Raw genomic sequence first — 15,474 nt, forward strand, 5'->3', positions numbered from 1 at the left:
CGGAATCTCAGGCGGCTCTCGGCAGAGGATTTCCACCGTGTCATTTCCCGCATCAAAGCCATGGCTGATAATCCCATGCCTTCCGGGTGCCGTAAGATCACTGACTCAAAGAATGATTGGCAGAATCGCGGAAACCCTTGCGGGTACTGGATTGCAGTTGGTGGGCCATCAGGGACTCGAACCCCGAACCTGACGATTAAGAGTCGCCTGCTCTAGCCAATTGAGCTAATGGCCCACAATATATGGTGGAGGGAGGAGGATTCGAACCTCCGAAGGCGTCGCCAGCGGATTTACAGTCCGCCCCCTTTGGCCACTCGGGTATCCCTCCATGTGTGTCTGTCGACAAATCATATTTTAGCACGCCGATCACGGAGTGTCAATAAACGCGAAAGCGCCGAAAACACAGGGAATCCTGGTCCGAAAGACCTGTGGTACTATGGGGAAGGCGGCTTTCGGAAAACACAAACGCCGACCGGTATCCACGCACAACGCTTCTGAACCATCGCGTCAAATCCCGCCGGGAACCGCTGAGGGCCGCCGGCTCCGGCTTTTCCGGATAATGAACAGTTGATGCTCAAAGACTAAGAGCGCCGGGGAACCTTCGGCACCAACCATTCCTGACCGTCCGACCAACCCAGGAAGAACACCCGAAGGTTCTCCGGATTGTGACCACCCCCGGTTCACTCCGCTTATGGGCCCGGTGCGGGCATGCGGGCCGGTCCACGGTGCGCCGGGGATATAGGAGTTGCGGCAATTGACGGCAGACGGAGAACACCGTTTCCACGAACCCCGCCTGCTGCGCCGCCTGGCGGGGCTCTACGGCGTCCAGACCGGCTACCACGGTATGACCGGCCGCTACGAGGCGGCGGGGCCGGAAGCGCTGCTGGCGGTGTTGGCGGCGCTGGGGGCGCCGGTGACCGGGTTTGCCGACCTGCACGACGCTGTGCGGGGCCGCCGGCAGGCCGTGTGGCGCCGCTTGTGCGAGCCGGTGGTGGCCGGTTGGGCCGGGGAGCAAATCTCCATGCACTTGCGCCTGCCCACCCGGGGGGCGGAGGGCCCTTTCCACTGCCGCCTGGAACTGGAGGGCGGGGAAACCCGGCACTGGTCGGGCGACCTCGGCCGCCTGCGGGTGCTGCGCAGCGTGACCGTGGAAGGCATGAGCTACGTAATCAGGAAGCTGATCTTACCTGCGGGGCTGCCCTGGGGCTACCACCGGCTGACGCTGGTTCTTCCGGCCGGAGTCTGGGAGGCCCTGGTTATCGTCGCTCCGCGCGAGGCCTATCTGCCGCCGGATGAAGAGGCCGGCCGGGCCTGGGGGGTTTTTCTCCCGCTGTACGCGCTCCATTCGGCGCGGACCTGGGGCGCCGGCGACCTGGGCGTCCTGGAGGCGCTGTTGAGTTGGGTGCGGGCGGCCGGGGGCGGGCTGGTCGGCACTTTGCCGCTTTTGCCCGCCTTTTTGGACGAGCCCTTCGACCCGAGCCCCTATGCCCCGGTGAGCCGCCTCTTTTGGAACGAGTTCTACCTGGATATCGGGCGGGTGCCGGAGTTGGAGCGCTGCCCCGAAGCTCAGGAACTGGCCGCGTCGCCCGTGTTCCGGGAAGAGATCGAAGACCTGCGGGCCGCGCCGCTGGTGGACTACCGCCGTGGGATGGCGGTGCGGCGCCGGGTGTTGGCGCTGCTGGCGCGCTCTTGTTTTGACGGCGAGTCCGGCCGGCACGAGGCCCTGTGGCGCTGGGCGCGGGCGCGCCCCGCGGCGCGGGACTACGCCCGGTTCCGGGCCGTGGCCGAGCGGCGGCGCGCCGGCTGGCCGGCGTGGCCCGAGCGGATGCGGGGGGGCGCCCTGCAGGAGGGGGACTGCGACCCGGAGGCGGAGCGCTACCACCTGTATGTGCAGTGGCTGGTCCACGAACAGGTCGAGAGCCTTGCGGCCCGGACCGGAAAGGCGGGCTCGGGGTTGTACCTGGACCTGCCGCTGGGGGTGCACGGCGGCGGGTACGACACCTGGCGCGAACGGGAAGCGTTCGCCCTGGACGCGAGCGGCGGGGCGCCGCCGGACGCGTTTTTCACCGCGGGTCAGGACTGGGGTTTTCCGCCCCTGCATCCGGAGCGGATCCGGGAGCAGGGCTACCGTTACTATATCGCGAGCCTGCGCCACCATCTGCGGCCGGCGGGTGTGTTGCGGATCGACCACGTGATGGGGATGCACCGGCTCTTCTGGGTGCCCCGGGGGATGGGGGCCGAAAACGGGGTGTACGTGCGCTACCGGGCCCGGGAGTTCTACGCGGTGCTGTCTCTGGAATCGCACCGGCACCGGGCGCTCATCGTCGGCGAAGACCTGGGGGTGGTGCCCGGCTACGTGCGCCAAGCGATGGCGCGGCACCGGGTGCAGCGGATGTACGTGTTGCCTTTCGAGCACACCCCGGAGTCCCGCCGCCGGTTCAACCCCGTGCCGGCGGACTCGCTGGCCGTGCTGAACACGCACGACATGCCGCCTTTCGCCGGTGACTGGTGCCGGAAGGAGAGCGCGGAGCAGGTGGCCTTTAGCCTTTCGTTGCACCACCAGGGTTGTCCGATGGTGGCCCCGGAAGAGCCGGGGGCGGTGGTGCGCGCCTGCCTGGCCACCCTGGCGGCGAGCCGCGCCCGGATTCTTCTGGTCAACCTGGAGGACCTTTGGCTGGAGCCAGAGTGCCAGAACGTGCCCGGCACGGGCGCGGAGCGCGGCAACTGGCGGCGCAAGGCGCGCTACTCTTTCGAGGAGTTCAGCCGGGACCCCGGGGTCCTGGAACTACTCAAGGAGATCAATGCGTTGCGGAACAGGGGTTGGCCGCGCTGACCGGGGTCCGAGGTCAGGGCTCGTCTGTTGGCTAAAATCTCCGGATTGGGCCCATCCTCCTCAAACGGGCCGGGGAGAAAAGGAACCAGCGGTCCAGGTGCCGAATCATGTGGCCGGTATTCAAAGCCGAATGCGACAGCAAAAATGGGAGTGGTTGTTTAACGCCGCACGCAAGCTATCCGGAACGCCTGGATAAGCTCTACTAAGGAAAGCAAATGGTATTAGTGGTCGGGATGGGGAGATTTGAACTCCCGGCCTCCTGCTCCCAAGGCAGGCGCGCTGACCAAGCTGCGCCACATCCCGCGACCGTCTAAACCTTACTGAACAGTATGCTTGATTATAGCACGCGGGAATAGCGGCCGGCAAGAATTTACGCCCGTGCGCAGGATTGCCCGCCCCGCCTCAATGACAGCCCAGTTGCCGAAATATCTTGGCAAAAAGTTTTTGCGGCGGTTCATACTGGATGTCCCTGACTTGGTTTGCCGCCGGTGTGGTATACTTTGAAGTACAGAATAACCTGGTAAAAGGGGGTGCGCGTTAGTGCTGACCACGACCATGCGCAAGATGATGCTGATGGGTATCGGGGCTCTGTCGCTGACCAAGGAGCGGACGGAACAGCTGGTCAAGGAGTTGACCGAGAAGGGGGATGTCAACCAGGCGGAAGCCAAGTCTTTCGTGAGTGAACTCGTGCGCCGGGGGGAACGGGAACGCCTGACCATGAAGAAGGTGGTCCGGGGCGAGATGATGAAGCTGCGCGAGGACATGGGCGTCCTGAATAAGCGCGATTTCGCCAGGATGGAAGCGCGCCTGAAGCGCATCGAGGAACACTTGAACCTGCCGGCGGCCGTCACGGAAGAGCCGGAGCAACAAGCCCCGCCGGAAAGCAACCGGCCTACCTAAAGAACCGGCATATTGGGGACCATCCTCCGAGTATAGTATTGTATCAACCCCACAGGAGGATGGTTCCATGTTTGTGCGGGGCTTTGGGATCCTGATCGCCTTTTGCGTGGCGCTACTATTGCCGCCCGTGGGCACGGCCCAAGAGGCCGAGCCCCAGGAAAAGCCGCGGTACACGCGCCAGATGCTGGTGATCGTGATCGACGGTCTGCAGGCCGACGCGCTGCAGAAGGCGCAGGCGCCCAACATCAACGGGGTGGCCGCCTCGGGTGTCCGCATCAACGATGGCATCCCGGTCTGGCCGGGGGGGCTGGAGGCCGCCGCCGCTTCGATCCTTACCGGGACCGCCTCGGAGGCCAACCAGTTTCTCCAGCCGGGTGACAAGCCGAAACAACCGACGCTATTTGAACTCATCCGGGCGAGCAATCTCGCCGGGGGGTTTTTCGACGCCTCCGGGCGGCTCGACGGTCTGGCCGCCAACGCGAACTACCACCTGAACATCAAGGGCGACGACCAACTGGTCGCGGCTGCCGTCAAGGAGATGGAGGCCAAAAAACCGTACTTGAGCGTGGTGGTGCTCGCCGACGCTAGACAGGCCCTGGAGACGTCGGGGCGGAGCAGCCACGAATACCACCGCGCGGTTACAAACGCCGATAACGTGGTGGGACGCTTGCTCCACCTCCTGCACCAGCAGGGAACATACGAGCAGACTCTGATCGTGATCACCGGCACCGACGGGGAGCCGCCCCTGATTGTGAAGGGTGTACAGTTCAAAGGTGGTGTGGTCCTGCCGCCGGCGGGCCTGCTGGACATCGCGCCCACTCTGGCCTATATCCTGAACCTCAAAATCCCGGCTCCGGACGGATTGGTGCTCTGGAACGCTTTTGAGCCCGGCTCGCTCCAAAACGGGTTCTACTTGCTGGATCAGCGGATCAGGGAGCTGAGCAGGGTACAGGCCGAGTCGCAGCGGGCCATTCACCGGCTGTGGGACGAAGGCGAAAAGGTACGCGCAGAGCGGCAGGAGCTGGAGGCCAAAGAGGCGGGCATCACCCAGGCGATCCGGGAACGCGACCGGGAAATCGCGCGCCTGGAGACGTCGGTCAGTCTCCACCGGTACCTGATCGGCCTACTGGTGGTGCTCTTCGGCGTCGGTTACCTGGTTGAATACCGCATTCTAAAGAAACGGTTCCTCATGTTCTAACGGGTTGGCCGGACACGATTGGAATGACAGATCGACTGGACGGCAGGCACCCTCCAACGAGGGTGAAGTTCTGACGGGTTGGCCGGAAACGATAGGAATGACAGAGGGGGCCCCTGGTGCACGGGGGCCCCTCTCCACTGAGCCTGCCCCGTTCCCCAACGGACCCGCCGCAGCGTTAGCGCGAGCGGCACTGACGCATGCCTCTGAGGGGCCGTGCCACAGCCAGAGTTCCAGCGCGAGCAGGGTACTTGCCATCAGGGCACGAAATAGTTACAATCTTTGCGTCGATATCGCACGCCCGTGAATAACCCTGGTTACAAACACCGGGCTGGGGAGTTGAACCATTGATGGACGAACCGTTGGCCTCCGGCAAGATAAGCACCGCCCTGGACCGGGCCCGCGAAATCAAACCCTGTCCGCTCGGGGCTGGCGGGACCTGCTGTCGGGTCTGCGCCATGGGGCCCTGCCGGGTAACGGAAACAGGAAAGGGGGCCCGGGTGGGGGTGTGCGGGGCGACACCGGACACCATCGCCGCCCGCAACCTCTGCCGGATGATCGCCGCAGGCACGGCGGCCCACTCCGACCACGCGCGGGAGGTGGTCGAGACGTTCTGCGCGGCGGCCCGGGGGACGGCTCCCGGTTTTGAGCTCCGGGACCGGGAGAAGCTCGCGCGCCTGGCGGCCCAACTCGGCTGCGACCAGGCGGGAGACCCGTACGCGCTGGCGCGGGAGGTGGGCCGACTGCTTCTCGGGGAATTCGGCCGGCAGGACGGGGAGTTGGCGCCGGCCGCACTCGCGCCGACCCGGCGGTTGGAGCGGTGGCGCCGCCTCGGGGTGGTGCCGCGCGGCATCGACCGGGAGGTGGTGGAGACCCTGCACCGGACCCACATGGGGGTGGACCAGGAGGCGGGACACCTGCTGCGCCAGGGGACCCGCACCGCCCTGGCGGACGGCTGGGGCGGCTCGATGATCGCGTGCGCCGTCCAGGACGTCCCGCTCGGGACTCCCCGGCCGGTGCGCTCCCGGGTGGACCTGGGGGTGTTAAAGCCGGACTTTGTGAATGTCGTGGTCCACGGCCACGAGCCGCTTTTGCCGGAAGTGCTGGTGCGATTGGCCGGGGACGGGGAGATCACCGCCCGCGCCCGCGCGGTGGGGGCGGCCGGGGTCAACATCGCCGGGATGTGCTGCACGGCCAATGAACTCCTGATGCGCCACGGCGCGCCGGTCGCCGGCCATTTTCTGCAGCGGGAGCTGGCGATCCTCACCGGGGCCGTGGAACTGATGCTGGTGGACGTGCAGTGCGTGATGCAGGGACTGACGGCGGTGGCCGCCTGCCACCACACCCGGCTGGTGACCACTTCGGCGAAGGCCCGGATCAAGGGCGTGCGCCACGCGGCGTTTACGCCCCAGACCGCGCTTGATGCCGCCCGGGAACTGCTTTATGCGGCGATCGACAACTTCCCGCACCGCCGGCGGGTGGACATCCCGCCGCAGGCCGTAGAACTGGTGGCCGGCTTCGGGCCGGAGAGCGTCCGCTACGCCCTGGGGGGCCGTTTCCGCGGTTCCTACCGGGTGTTGAACGAGAACATCATCAGCGGGCGGGTGCGGGGGGTGGCGGCGGTGGTGGGCTGCACCAACCCGCGGGCCGCGTCCGGGGCGAGCCACGGGGTGCTGGTGCGGGAACTCCTGGCCAACGACGTGCTGGTGCTGGTCACCGGGTGCGCGGCGCTGGCTTGCGCCCGGGAGGGGTTGCTGGTGCCGGAGGCGGCCGCCGGCGCCGGCCCGGGCTTGCGCGAGGTCTGCGAGGCATTGGGGATTCCGCCGGTGCTGCACTGCGGCTCGTGCGTGGACAACAGCCGGATTCTTCTCATGGCGGCCGAGATGGTCCGCGAGGGCGGCCTTGGGGACGACCTTTCCGACCTGCCGGTGGCCGGCTGCGCTCCCGAGTGGATGAGAGAGAAGGCGCTGGCCATCGGGCAGCACTTCGTCGGCAGCGGGATTTCCGTCGGCCTGGGCGTGTACTTCCCGGGGGCGGACAGCAAGGAGTCCGCCGCCGAGGTATTTGGGGGGCTGGCGGAAGACTACGGCGCGGCCTGGTTTTTCGAGCCCGACCCCGAGTTGCTGGCCCGAAGGATCCTGGCCCACATCGACGGGAAACGGCGCGCCCTGGGCATTGAGGACCGGCGGGAGCGGGTGCTCTACGACATGGAGATGAGGAGGCGTCTCGATGTCTAGGATTATTGCCGCGGCGGCCATCCGGGGTGCGGCGGGGCTGGTGGCCCGGGCCGGGGCGGACCTGACCGGGGCGCTCGCCGCCTACGGTCCCGACCAGCGGGTGGGCTTTCCGAATACCGGGTACTACTTGCCGGTTATCTACGGCATCACCGGGCGGCGGGTGGAACGGCTGGGCGACCTGGAACCGGTGCTGGAGACGGCCCGGGGGCTGGTGCCCGCCGAGCCGGCGGAGCGGGTGTGGCTGCCCTACCTGGGCGGCGCCCTGGACGCGGGGATGGCCGCGCTCTTTGCCGCCGAGACCATCGAGGCGCTGCGCTACCTGACCGCGCCGGGTGGCTGCAGCGGTGAGACGGCGCCCGCGCCGGGCGGCCTTTGGCTTGGGGCGGCGGACGACGCCGTGTTGCGGCGCCGCGGCCTGGAGTTCGTCGACGGCTCGGCGCCCGGGTTCGCCGTTTGCGTGGGGGCGGCGCCGTCGGACGAGGCGGCGGTGCGCCTGGCCCGCGAGTGCCAGGAGAAGAACCTCTATGTGTTCATGTGCGCGTCGTCCGGGGGGCGGAGCATGGCCGAACAACTGGCGGCTCGGGGGGTGCGGATGGGTTGGGAGACCCGCCTGGTGCCCTTTGGCGCCGATGTGACCGCGACCGTGTTCGCCCTCGGGTTTGCGGTGCGGGTGGCGCTTTCGTTCGGCGGGGTGGCGCCGGGGGACTACGCGCGGCTCCTGTCCTACACGACCAACCGGGTGTTCGCCTTCGTGCTCGCCCTGGGCGCGGTCGACGACGAAAAAATCGCCCACGCGGCCGGGGCGCTGAACTTCGGGTTTCCGGTGGCGGCCGACACGGACATTCCCGAAATCCTGCCGAGCGGCGTCTGTACGTATGAGCACGTGGTGGCGAACGTGCCGCCTGAGAGCCTGGTCGGGCGGGCCTGCGAGGTGCGGGGCTTAAAGATCGCCGTGAACCGGGTGCCGGTGCCCGTGGCCTTCGGCCCGGCGTTCGAGGGGGAGACCGTCCGGCGCAGGGACATGCACGTCGAGTTCGGGGGGCAGAAAGCGCCGGGTTTTGAACTGGTGCGGACCGCCGGACCGGACGCGGTCGAGGACGGGAGCATCACCCTGTCGGGGCCGGACGTGGACGCGGTCGCGGAGGGCGGTGCCCGGCCGCTGGGAATCGTGGTGGACGTCTACGGGCGCAAAATGGAACCGGACTTCGAGCCGGTGCTGGAGCGGCGCCTGCACCACTACCTGAACTACGCGCAGGGGGTCTGGCACATCGGCCAGCGGGACGCGAACTGGGTCCGGATCAGCAAAGAAGCGTACGGGCGGGGTTTTCGGTTGCGGCACCTGGGGGACATCCTGTATGCTAAACTGAAATCCGAGTTTGCCAGCATCGTGGACCGGGTGCAGGTGCGGCTATCGACGGAGGCGGGCGAGGTGGAGGCCTGGCGCGGGGAGGCCCGGGAATACTACGCCCGGCGCGACGCCCGCCTGGCCGTGCTGAGTGACGAGAACGTCGACACTTTCTACTCGTGCACTCTCTGCCAGTCGTTCGCGCCGACGCACGTCTGCGTGGTGCTGCCGGAGCGGGTGGGACTCTGCGGTTCGGTCAGCTGGCTCGACGCCCGGGCGGCGCACGAGATCGACCCGCACGGCTGCAACCGGCCCGTACCCAAGAAGGACGTTCTGGACGCGGCGGGCGGGGAGTGGGCGTCCTGCAACGAGTTCATCCGGACCAGCTCCCGGGGGACCATCGAGCGGGTCAAGTTCTACACGATCATGGACTCCCCGCTGACTTCGTGCGGCTGCTTCGAGGCGATCGTGTGCATCGTGCCCGAGGGCAACGGGTTTTTGATCGTGAACCGGGAATACGCTGGGATGACTCCGGCGGGCATGCCCTTCTCCACCCTGGCGGGGAGCATCGGGGGCGGGGTGCAGACCCCGGGCTTCATGGGCGTGGGCAAGGCTTACCTCGGCTCCCGGAAATTCTTGAAGGCCGACGGGGGGCTCGCCCGGATTGTCTGGATGCCCGCCGCCTTCAGGGAACAGATGCGCCCGGTGCTCGAAAAACGGGCTGAGGAAGAGGGCCTGGGCGCGGACTTCGTGGACCGGATCGCCGACGAGACCGTCGGCACGGAGGTGGAGGCGATCCTGGCCTTCCTGGAAGAAAGGGAGCACCCGGCCTTAAGCCTTCCCCCCCTCTTTTAGGAGCGTACGGGGGCAAAAAAGGGGTCAGGTCACTTTTTCGGGCCGGCACCGGCGGCAATACTTCGCGACAAGGGGTATCCTAAGAACATGGCGTTGACCGGACTGGCGATCTACAAGCTCTTGCCGAAGACCAACTGCAAGGAGTGCGGGCAGGCCACCTGCCTGGCGTTCGCGATGCAGATCGCCTCGGGCAAGGCCGGACTGGACGCCTGCCCGCACGTGAGCGCCGAGGCGCGGGAGACGCTGAGCGCCGCCTCGGAACCGCCGGTGGCTCTGGTGCGGATCGGCTCCGGTGAAAGCGCCCTGGAGATCGGCAACGAAACGGTGCTGTTCCGGCACGACAAGCGGTTCGTGCACCCCACCGGGATCGGGATCATCGTCCCGGACACCCTGGAAGACGGCGACCTGGCGGAGCGGGTCGGCCGGGTGAACCGGCTCTTTTTCGACCGGCTGGGGCAGATTCACGGGGTCGACCTCCTGGCGGTGCGCTGCGAATCCGGCGACCCGGAGCGTTACGCGCGTGCGGTGAGCGCGGCGGCCGCGCTCACGCCGCTCAATTTGGTGCTTTTCGGCGCGGGGCCGGAAACGGCGGCGCGCTCACTCGAGGCGGCGCACGCGCGCAAGCCGCTCCTGTACGCCGCCGACGCGGAGAACCTGGAGCCGATGGTGGCGCTGGCCCGCCGCTACGACCTGCCCCTGGCCGTGCGGGGCCGGGACCTGGACGAGCTGGCCGAACTCTCCGGGCGGGCGGTTCAGGCGGGCCACAAGCAGTTGGTGCTGGACTCCGGCGCCCGGGAGGTGGGCCGGGTGCTCGCCGACCAGACGCAGATCCGGCGTTTGGCGGTGAACAAGCGTTTCCGCCCCTTCGGCTTTCCGACCATCTGCCTGGCCGCCGGTGCGGACGCCGTGCCGGACGCCGCCGTGTACATCGGGAAGTACGCGGCGCTGGTGCTTCTCGACACCGCCGACCCGGCCGACCTCCTGCCGCTGATCACCTGGCGGCTGAACGTGTACACCGACCCCCAGAAACCGATCGCCATCGAGGCCAAAGTGTACGAGGTCGGGAACCCCGGGCCCGAGGCCCCGGTGTTTTTGACCACCAATTTCTCGCTGACCTATTTTTGCGTGCGCGGCGACGTGGAGGCGGCCCGGGTGCCGGCCTACATCCTGCCGGTCGACACCGACGGCACCTCGGTGCTCACCGCCTGGGCGGCCGGCAAGATGGCCCCCGAGAAGATCGGGACTTTTCTGGAGTCCTCGGGGATCGCCGGGCGCGTACGGCACCGGCGGCTGATCATCCCCGGGGGGATCGCGGTTTTAAGCGGCAAGCTGCGGGAAGCGACCGGTTGGGAAGTGCTGGTCGGACCGCGGGAGTCCGGGGCGATTCCGGCCTTTTTAAAGGAGTACTGGTCCCAATAGGGGTGACCCCGCCGGGGGGGGTGCAAGTGGTCAAGGCAAGCACTGCCCATCATGGAGCTGGATGGTTGCTCAGAATGGTGACCCCGCCGAGGGGGTGCAAGACGGGTGCGGTTTCTGCCGGACGAAGTGGAAGTTGAAATAAGGGAAGGCGAGTCGGTCCTGGAACTGGCGGCGCGGGCCGGCATCACCCTGCGCGGCGCCTGCGGGGGCGACGGCACTTGCGGCCGCTGCCTGGCGGTGTTGCGGGAGGGCGCCGTCCGCGACGCCGACGGAGTGACGCTCGCCGAGGCCGAGGCTGTGTTCCGGGCCTGCCGGTTCCACCCGGTGGACGGCCCGGTGGTGATCGAGGTGCCGGACGCCTCGCGGCTGCACGAGCACCTGGTGCTGACCGGCGGCGGGGACGAGGACGCCGGACCGCTTTGGGCCAAGGAAAGTGCCGTACCTATTGGCAGGCAAGCGGACGGGCCGCCGGACGACCCTCTTTTGCGCCGGGTGATCGCGGACGTTGTGCCGCCGGAGCCCGGGGACGGGGGCAGCCGGGGGGCGGGGACGGACGACTGGGGGCGGCTGGCTTCGGCGTTGGCGCGGGAGACCGGCGGGGAGGAGGTCCGGGCGGACCTTTTCGTGCTCCGGGAACTGCCGGCCGTGCTGCGGGCGCGGGACTGGACGGTGACGGCGGATTTGGGAACGGCCGGGGGGCCGGGCCGCGAGGTGGTGGCGGTGGAGGCGGGCCGGGCGGCGGGGCCGGCGTACGGGTTGGCGGTGGACCTGGGGACCACCACGGTGGCGGCAGAACTGGTCGACTTGGAGAGCGGCCGGGTGCTGGGCACGCTCGGCACCTACAACCGTCAGGCCGCCTATGGGGATGACGTGATCTCCCGGATTGTTTTTGCCGGGGAGCACCCCGGAGGACGGCGTCAGCTCCAGGAGGCGGTCATAAACACGGTGAACGGCCTCGTCGACGAGTTGCGGCGCGGGTGCGGGATCGGCCGGGACGCGGTCCGGGCCGCCGTTTGCGCGGGCAACCCCGCGATGGCCCACCTCTTTCTGGGGGTGGACCCGGCCCACATCCGGCTGGAGCCGTACACCCCGGCGGCGAATTTCTGGCCGCCGTGCCGCGCGGCAGACGTGGGGCTTGACCTTCACCCCCGGGCGCCCGTGTATGTATTGCCCGGCGTGGCCAGCTACCTCGGCGGGGACATTACGGGCGGGCTGACGGCCTCCGGGTTCGGCACGGACGGGCGGGCGGCGCTTTTCGTGGACATCGGGACCAACGGGGAAATGGTTTTAGGAGACGGGGACTGGCTGGTCGGCTGCTCCTGCTCGGCCGGACCGGCCTTCGAGGGCGGCGGGATCGCCTGCGGGATGCGGGCCGTCGCCGGGGCGGTCGAACGGGTGGGGGTCACGCCCGGCGGATTTGAAGTGGTGTGCCGGACCATCGGGGACGGTCCGCCGGCCGGGGTGTGCGGTTCGGGGCTGATCGCGGCCCTGGCGGGCTTGCGGCGGGCCGGGGTGATCAACCGGGCCGGGCAGTTTGAACCGGGTTTGGAAACACCCCGTTTCCGGCGGGGCGGCGGCGAAGCCGGCGGGGGCGTTTCCGGCGGGGCGGGGCTTGAGTTCGTACTGGCCTGGGCGCGCGAGACGGCGCACGGCCGGGACCTCGTGCTGACCGGGGCGGACGTTCAAAACCTGTTGCGCGCCAAGGCGGCGGTGTTCGCCGGGCTGCGCACGCTCCTGGCCGCCGTGAACCTCGACCAGCGGGAGATCAGCCGGGTATACATCGCCGGCGGGTTCGGGCGGTTTTTAAATCTGCCTGAGGCCGTAGCCGTCGGGATGCTGCCCGACATCGCCCCCGAGCGGTACACCTTTGTCGGGAACAGTTCCCTGCGGGGGGCGCGGGCCGCCCTGCTGTCGGGCCGCCGTCTGGCCGGAATCGGGGAGACGGCGCGCCGGGTCACCTACCTGGAACTGGGTGAGGGCACTGGCTTTATGGAAGAATATATGGCGGCGCTCTTCTTGCCGCATACCGATATGGGACTTTTTCCATCAGTACGGGAGCGTGAGTGAAGCATGCAGATTGCGGTGGCCGGCAAGGGCGGCGTGGGCAAGACCACCTTCACGGCGTTGGTGGTCAGAGAGCTGGTGAGTACGGGGAACGTCCCGGTGCTGGCGGTGGACGCGGACGCGAACGCGAACCTGGCCGAAGCGCTCGGCGTCGCGGTCGAGGGCACGGTGGCCGACGTGCTGGCGGAACTGAGCGGCGACCGGAGTTCCCGGCCCGGGGGGATGACTAAGGCGGAGTACATGGACTTTCGCCTGCACCAGGTGATGGCTGAGTCCCCGGCGGTGGACCTCATGGTGATGGGCGGGCCGGAAGGGCCGGGGTGTTACTGCTACGCCAACAACCTCCTGCGGGGCTTAATGGAGCGCAAGGCGCGCGACTACCCCTTCCTGTTGCTGGACAACGAGGCCGGCCTGGAGCACTTGAGCCGCCGCACCACGCGGGAGGTCGACCTCCTGTTCGTGGTCAGCGACGCCACGGTGCGCGGCCTCCGGTCGGCCCAGAGGATTCACCGGCTGGCCGGGAGCCTCGAACTCGGGATCAAGAGAATTTTCCTGGTCGTGAACCGGGTGGGCGGCGGCGGGGCGCGCGCGGCATTGGAAGGGCCGGTCGCGGCGACCGGGCTGGAGGTGGCCGGCTGGGTGCCCCAGGATCCGGCGGTGGAGGCGTGGGACCTGGAAGGGCGGCCGTTTATGACGCTGCCGGACGACGCCCCGGCGGTCGCGGCCGTGCGGGAGATCGTGCGCCGCTTGGTGCTGGGGCGGCCGGACGATGCGAACCGGGGATCGGCACGGGCGTAATCGGGGCTCTTCCGGCTCCGAAGAGAAGGAGAAGCAAGCAGATGGCCGTAGAGATTGTGCGCGAGCGGTGGAAAGGGCGGGTGTGCGAGATGGTGCTGGGCCGCGAGCCCCGCATTGTGCGGGCGGGCGGCGACACCTCCCTGCCGTTCATTCATTTCGAGGGGCGGCCGGCCCGGCCGGTGACGGCGTTGGAGGTGCAGGACATCGACCCGGGCGACTGGCCCGAGGTGCTGCGTCAGGAGTTTGACGGGGTGCTGGGCGACCCGGCGGCGTGGGCGCGCCGGTGCGTGGAGTTGGGTGCGGACCTGGTCTTGCTCCGGCTGGCCGGAACCCACCCGGAGAACCTGGACACCAGGCCGGAGGCGGCGGCAGAGACCGCCCGGCGGGTGGCCGAGGCGGTGGAGGTGCCGCTGGTTGTGCTGGGTTCCACCGTGGAGGAGAAAGACGCCCGGGTCCTGCCCGTGGTGGCGGAGGCCCTGGAAGGGCGGAATTGCCTGCTGGGGCAGGCCACCGTGGAAAACTACAAGACCGTGGTGGCCGCGTGCGTGGCCTACGGGCACTGCGTGGCGGCCACGTCACCCCTGGATATCAACCTGGCGAAGCAGCTGAACATCCTGATCACCGAGATGAACCTGCCGCCGGAGCGGATCGCCATGGACCCGTCCATCGGTCCCCTGGGGTACGGACTGGAGTACGCTTACTCGATCATCGAACGCAAACGGCTCGGTGCACTGACCGGAGACCGGATGCTGGCCCCGCCGGTAATCTGCCTGGTGGGCGAGGAGACCTGGAAGACCAGGGAGGCCCAGGTGGAGGACGCGGCGGAGTGGGGGGAGCAGCTGCGGCGGGCGGTGCTGTGGGAGACCGTGACGGCGGTGACGCTGGCTCTGGCCGGCGGCTCCATCTTCGTGTTCCGGCACCCCGAGTCGCTGGCCCGCTTCAATCGGGAAGTCGACGCCCTGATGCGCGTTGCTGAAGGAGGCGCAGTAACTTGATTCTAATCGGTGAGCGGATCAACGGCATGTTCCGGGACATCCGGGAAGCCGTCCAGGAGCGGCGGCCCGGACCGGTGGCCGAGCGGGCCCGGCTGCAGGCCGGGGCCGGGGCGCACTATCTGGACCTCAGTACCGGTCCGGCGGTGGACGCCGGGGAACAGCCGGCGGTCATGGAGTGGCTGGTCCGGGTGGCGCAGGAAGCCACCGGATTGCCCTGCTGCCTCGATTCGGTGAACCCGGAGGCGATCGAGGCCGGGCTCCGGGTGCATCGGGGGAAGGCGCTCATCAACTCGACCAGCGCCGACCAGGAACGTATGGACCTCCTGTTTCCGTTGGCTTTGCGCTACGGCGCCGCGGTTATCGGTCTGGCTATGAACCAGCAGGGGGTGCCCAAGGACGCCTCCGACCGGCTGGCCCTGGCCATGGAACTGGTGGCCGGAGCCGACGCCCACGGTCTGCCGATGGAGGATCTCTTTATCGACCCGCTGGTGTTGCCGGTGAACGTAGCCCAGGACCACGCCGTGGAGGTCTTGGAAACCATCCGCCAGGCGAAATTGCTGGCCACGCCGCCCCCAAGGACCGTGGTGGGCTTAAGCAACATCTCCCAGCGAATGAGTGAGCGTCCACTGATCAACCGGACCTTCCTCGTGATGGCAATGGCCGCCGGCCTGGACGCGGCGATTCTGGACGTGGAAGACGAGGCTTTGCTGGACGCCGCCGCAACGGCGAGCATCTTGTTGAACCGGGAAGTTTACTGCGATTCCTTCCTGAAGGTGTTTAGAAGGAGATAGAATCCAGAATTCTGACTCCTGAATTCTGACTCCTGAATCGGG

General features: G+C 68.1%; 10 protein-coding genes and 3 tRNA genes. 10 read left to right on the forward strand and 3 right to left on the reverse strand.

What is annotated here, in order from left to right; all coding sequences use genetic code 11:
* Positions 1–158: 158 nt before the first annotated feature.
* Positions 159–235: transfer RNA gene (locus AB1402_00475), tRNA-Lys, on the reverse strand.
* A gap of 8 nt (positions 236–243) precedes the next feature.
* Positions 244–328 (reverse strand) — tRNA-Tyr (locus tag AB1402_00480).
* Positions 329–754: 426 nt separating this feature from the next.
* On the opposite strand from AB1402_00480, the gene malQ reads away from it, so the two are divergent.
* Positions 755–2,833: a 4-alpha-glucanotransferase gene (malQ, locus tag AB1402_00485; protein MEW6540077.1), complete on the forward strand. Its 2,079-nt coding sequence runs from the start codon at positions 755–757 to the stop codon at positions 2,831–2,833.
* 225 nt (positions 2,834–3,058) lie between these two features.
* Here the strand turns inward: malQ and AB1402_00490 are convergent.
* A tRNA-Pro gene (locus AB1402_00490) sits at positions 3,059–3,136 on the reverse strand.
* A 237-nt stretch (positions 3,137–3,373) separates the two neighbouring features.
* On the opposite strand from AB1402_00490, the gene AB1402_00495 reads away from it, so the two are divergent.
* The 9 genes from AB1402_00495 (at position 3,374) to AB1402_00535 (ending at position 15,432) form a co-directional block, all read left to right on the forward strand.
* Complete coding sequence (locus tag AB1402_00495) at positions 3,374–3,733, forward strand: hypothetical protein (GenBank protein MEW6540078.1); 360 nt, start codon at positions 3,374–3,376, stop codon at positions 3,731–3,733.
* A 67-nt stretch (positions 3,734–3,800) separates the two neighbouring features.
* Positions 3,801–4,931, forward strand: coding sequence for an alkaline phosphatase family protein (locus AB1402_00500; protein MEW6540079.1), 1,131 nt, complete (start codon positions 3,801–3,803; stop codon positions 4,929–4,931).
* A gap of 347 nt (positions 4,932–5,278) precedes the next feature.
* The gene (gene cooS / locus AB1402_00505) at positions 5,279–7,165 is read left to right on the forward strand and encodes an anaerobic carbon-monoxide dehydrogenase catalytic subunit (protein ID MEW6540080.1); all 1,887 of its coding nucleotides are present in this window, start codon (positions 5,279–5,281) and stop codon (positions 7,163–7,165) included.
* Positions 7,158–9,365, forward strand: coding sequence for an acetyl-CoA decarbonylase/synthase complex subunit alpha/beta (gene acsB / locus AB1402_00510; GenBank protein MEW6540081.1), 2,208 nt, complete (start codon positions 7,158–7,160; stop codon positions 9,363–9,365). Before cooS ends, acsB begins: the two co-directional genes overlap by 8 nt.
* 87 nt (positions 9,366–9,452) lie before the next feature.
* The gene (gene acsC, locus AB1402_00515) at positions 9,453–10,784 is read left to right on the forward strand and encodes an acetyl-CoA decarbonylase/synthase complex subunit gamma (GenBank protein MEW6540082.1); all 1,332 of its coding nucleotides are present in this window, start codon (positions 9,453–9,455) and stop codon (positions 10,782–10,784) included.
* A 105-nt stretch (positions 10,785–10,889) separates the two neighbouring features.
* Positions 10,890–12,851 carry an ASKHA domain-containing protein gene (locus tag AB1402_00520; protein ID MEW6540083.1) on the forward strand — a complete coding sequence of 654 codons (1,962 nt, stop codon included), beginning with the start codon at positions 10,890–10,892 and terminating at the stop codon, positions 12,849–12,851.
* 3 nt (positions 12,852–12,854) lie between these two features.
* Positions 12,855–13,646, forward strand: coding sequence for an AAA family ATPase (locus AB1402_00525; GenBank protein ID MEW6540084.1), 792 nt, complete (start codon positions 12,855–12,857; stop codon positions 13,644–13,646).
* A 41-nt stretch (positions 13,647–13,687) separates the two neighbouring features.
* On the forward strand, positions 13,688–14,641 hold the full coding sequence (locus tag AB1402_00530; protein ID MEW6540085.1) for an acetyl-CoA decarbonylase/synthase complex subunit delta: 954 nt from the start codon (positions 13,688–13,690) through the stop codon (positions 14,639–14,641).
* Positions 14,638–15,432 (forward strand): methyltetrahydrofolate cobalamin methyltransferase, encoded by a 795-nt coding sequence (locus AB1402_00535; protein ID MEW6540086.1) that lies wholly within the window; start codon positions 14,638–14,640, stop codon positions 15,430–15,432. The genes AB1402_00530 and AB1402_00535 overlap by 4 nt, the downstream gene beginning before the upstream one ends.
* The last annotated feature ends 42 nt before the right edge of the window (positions 15,433–15,474 follow it).

The sequence above is a fragment of the Bacillota bacterium genome (assembly GCA_040757205.1).
In the GTDB taxonomy this organism is placed as follows: Bacteria; Bacillota; Desulfotomaculia; order Desulfotomaculales; family Desulforudaceae; genus Desulforudis.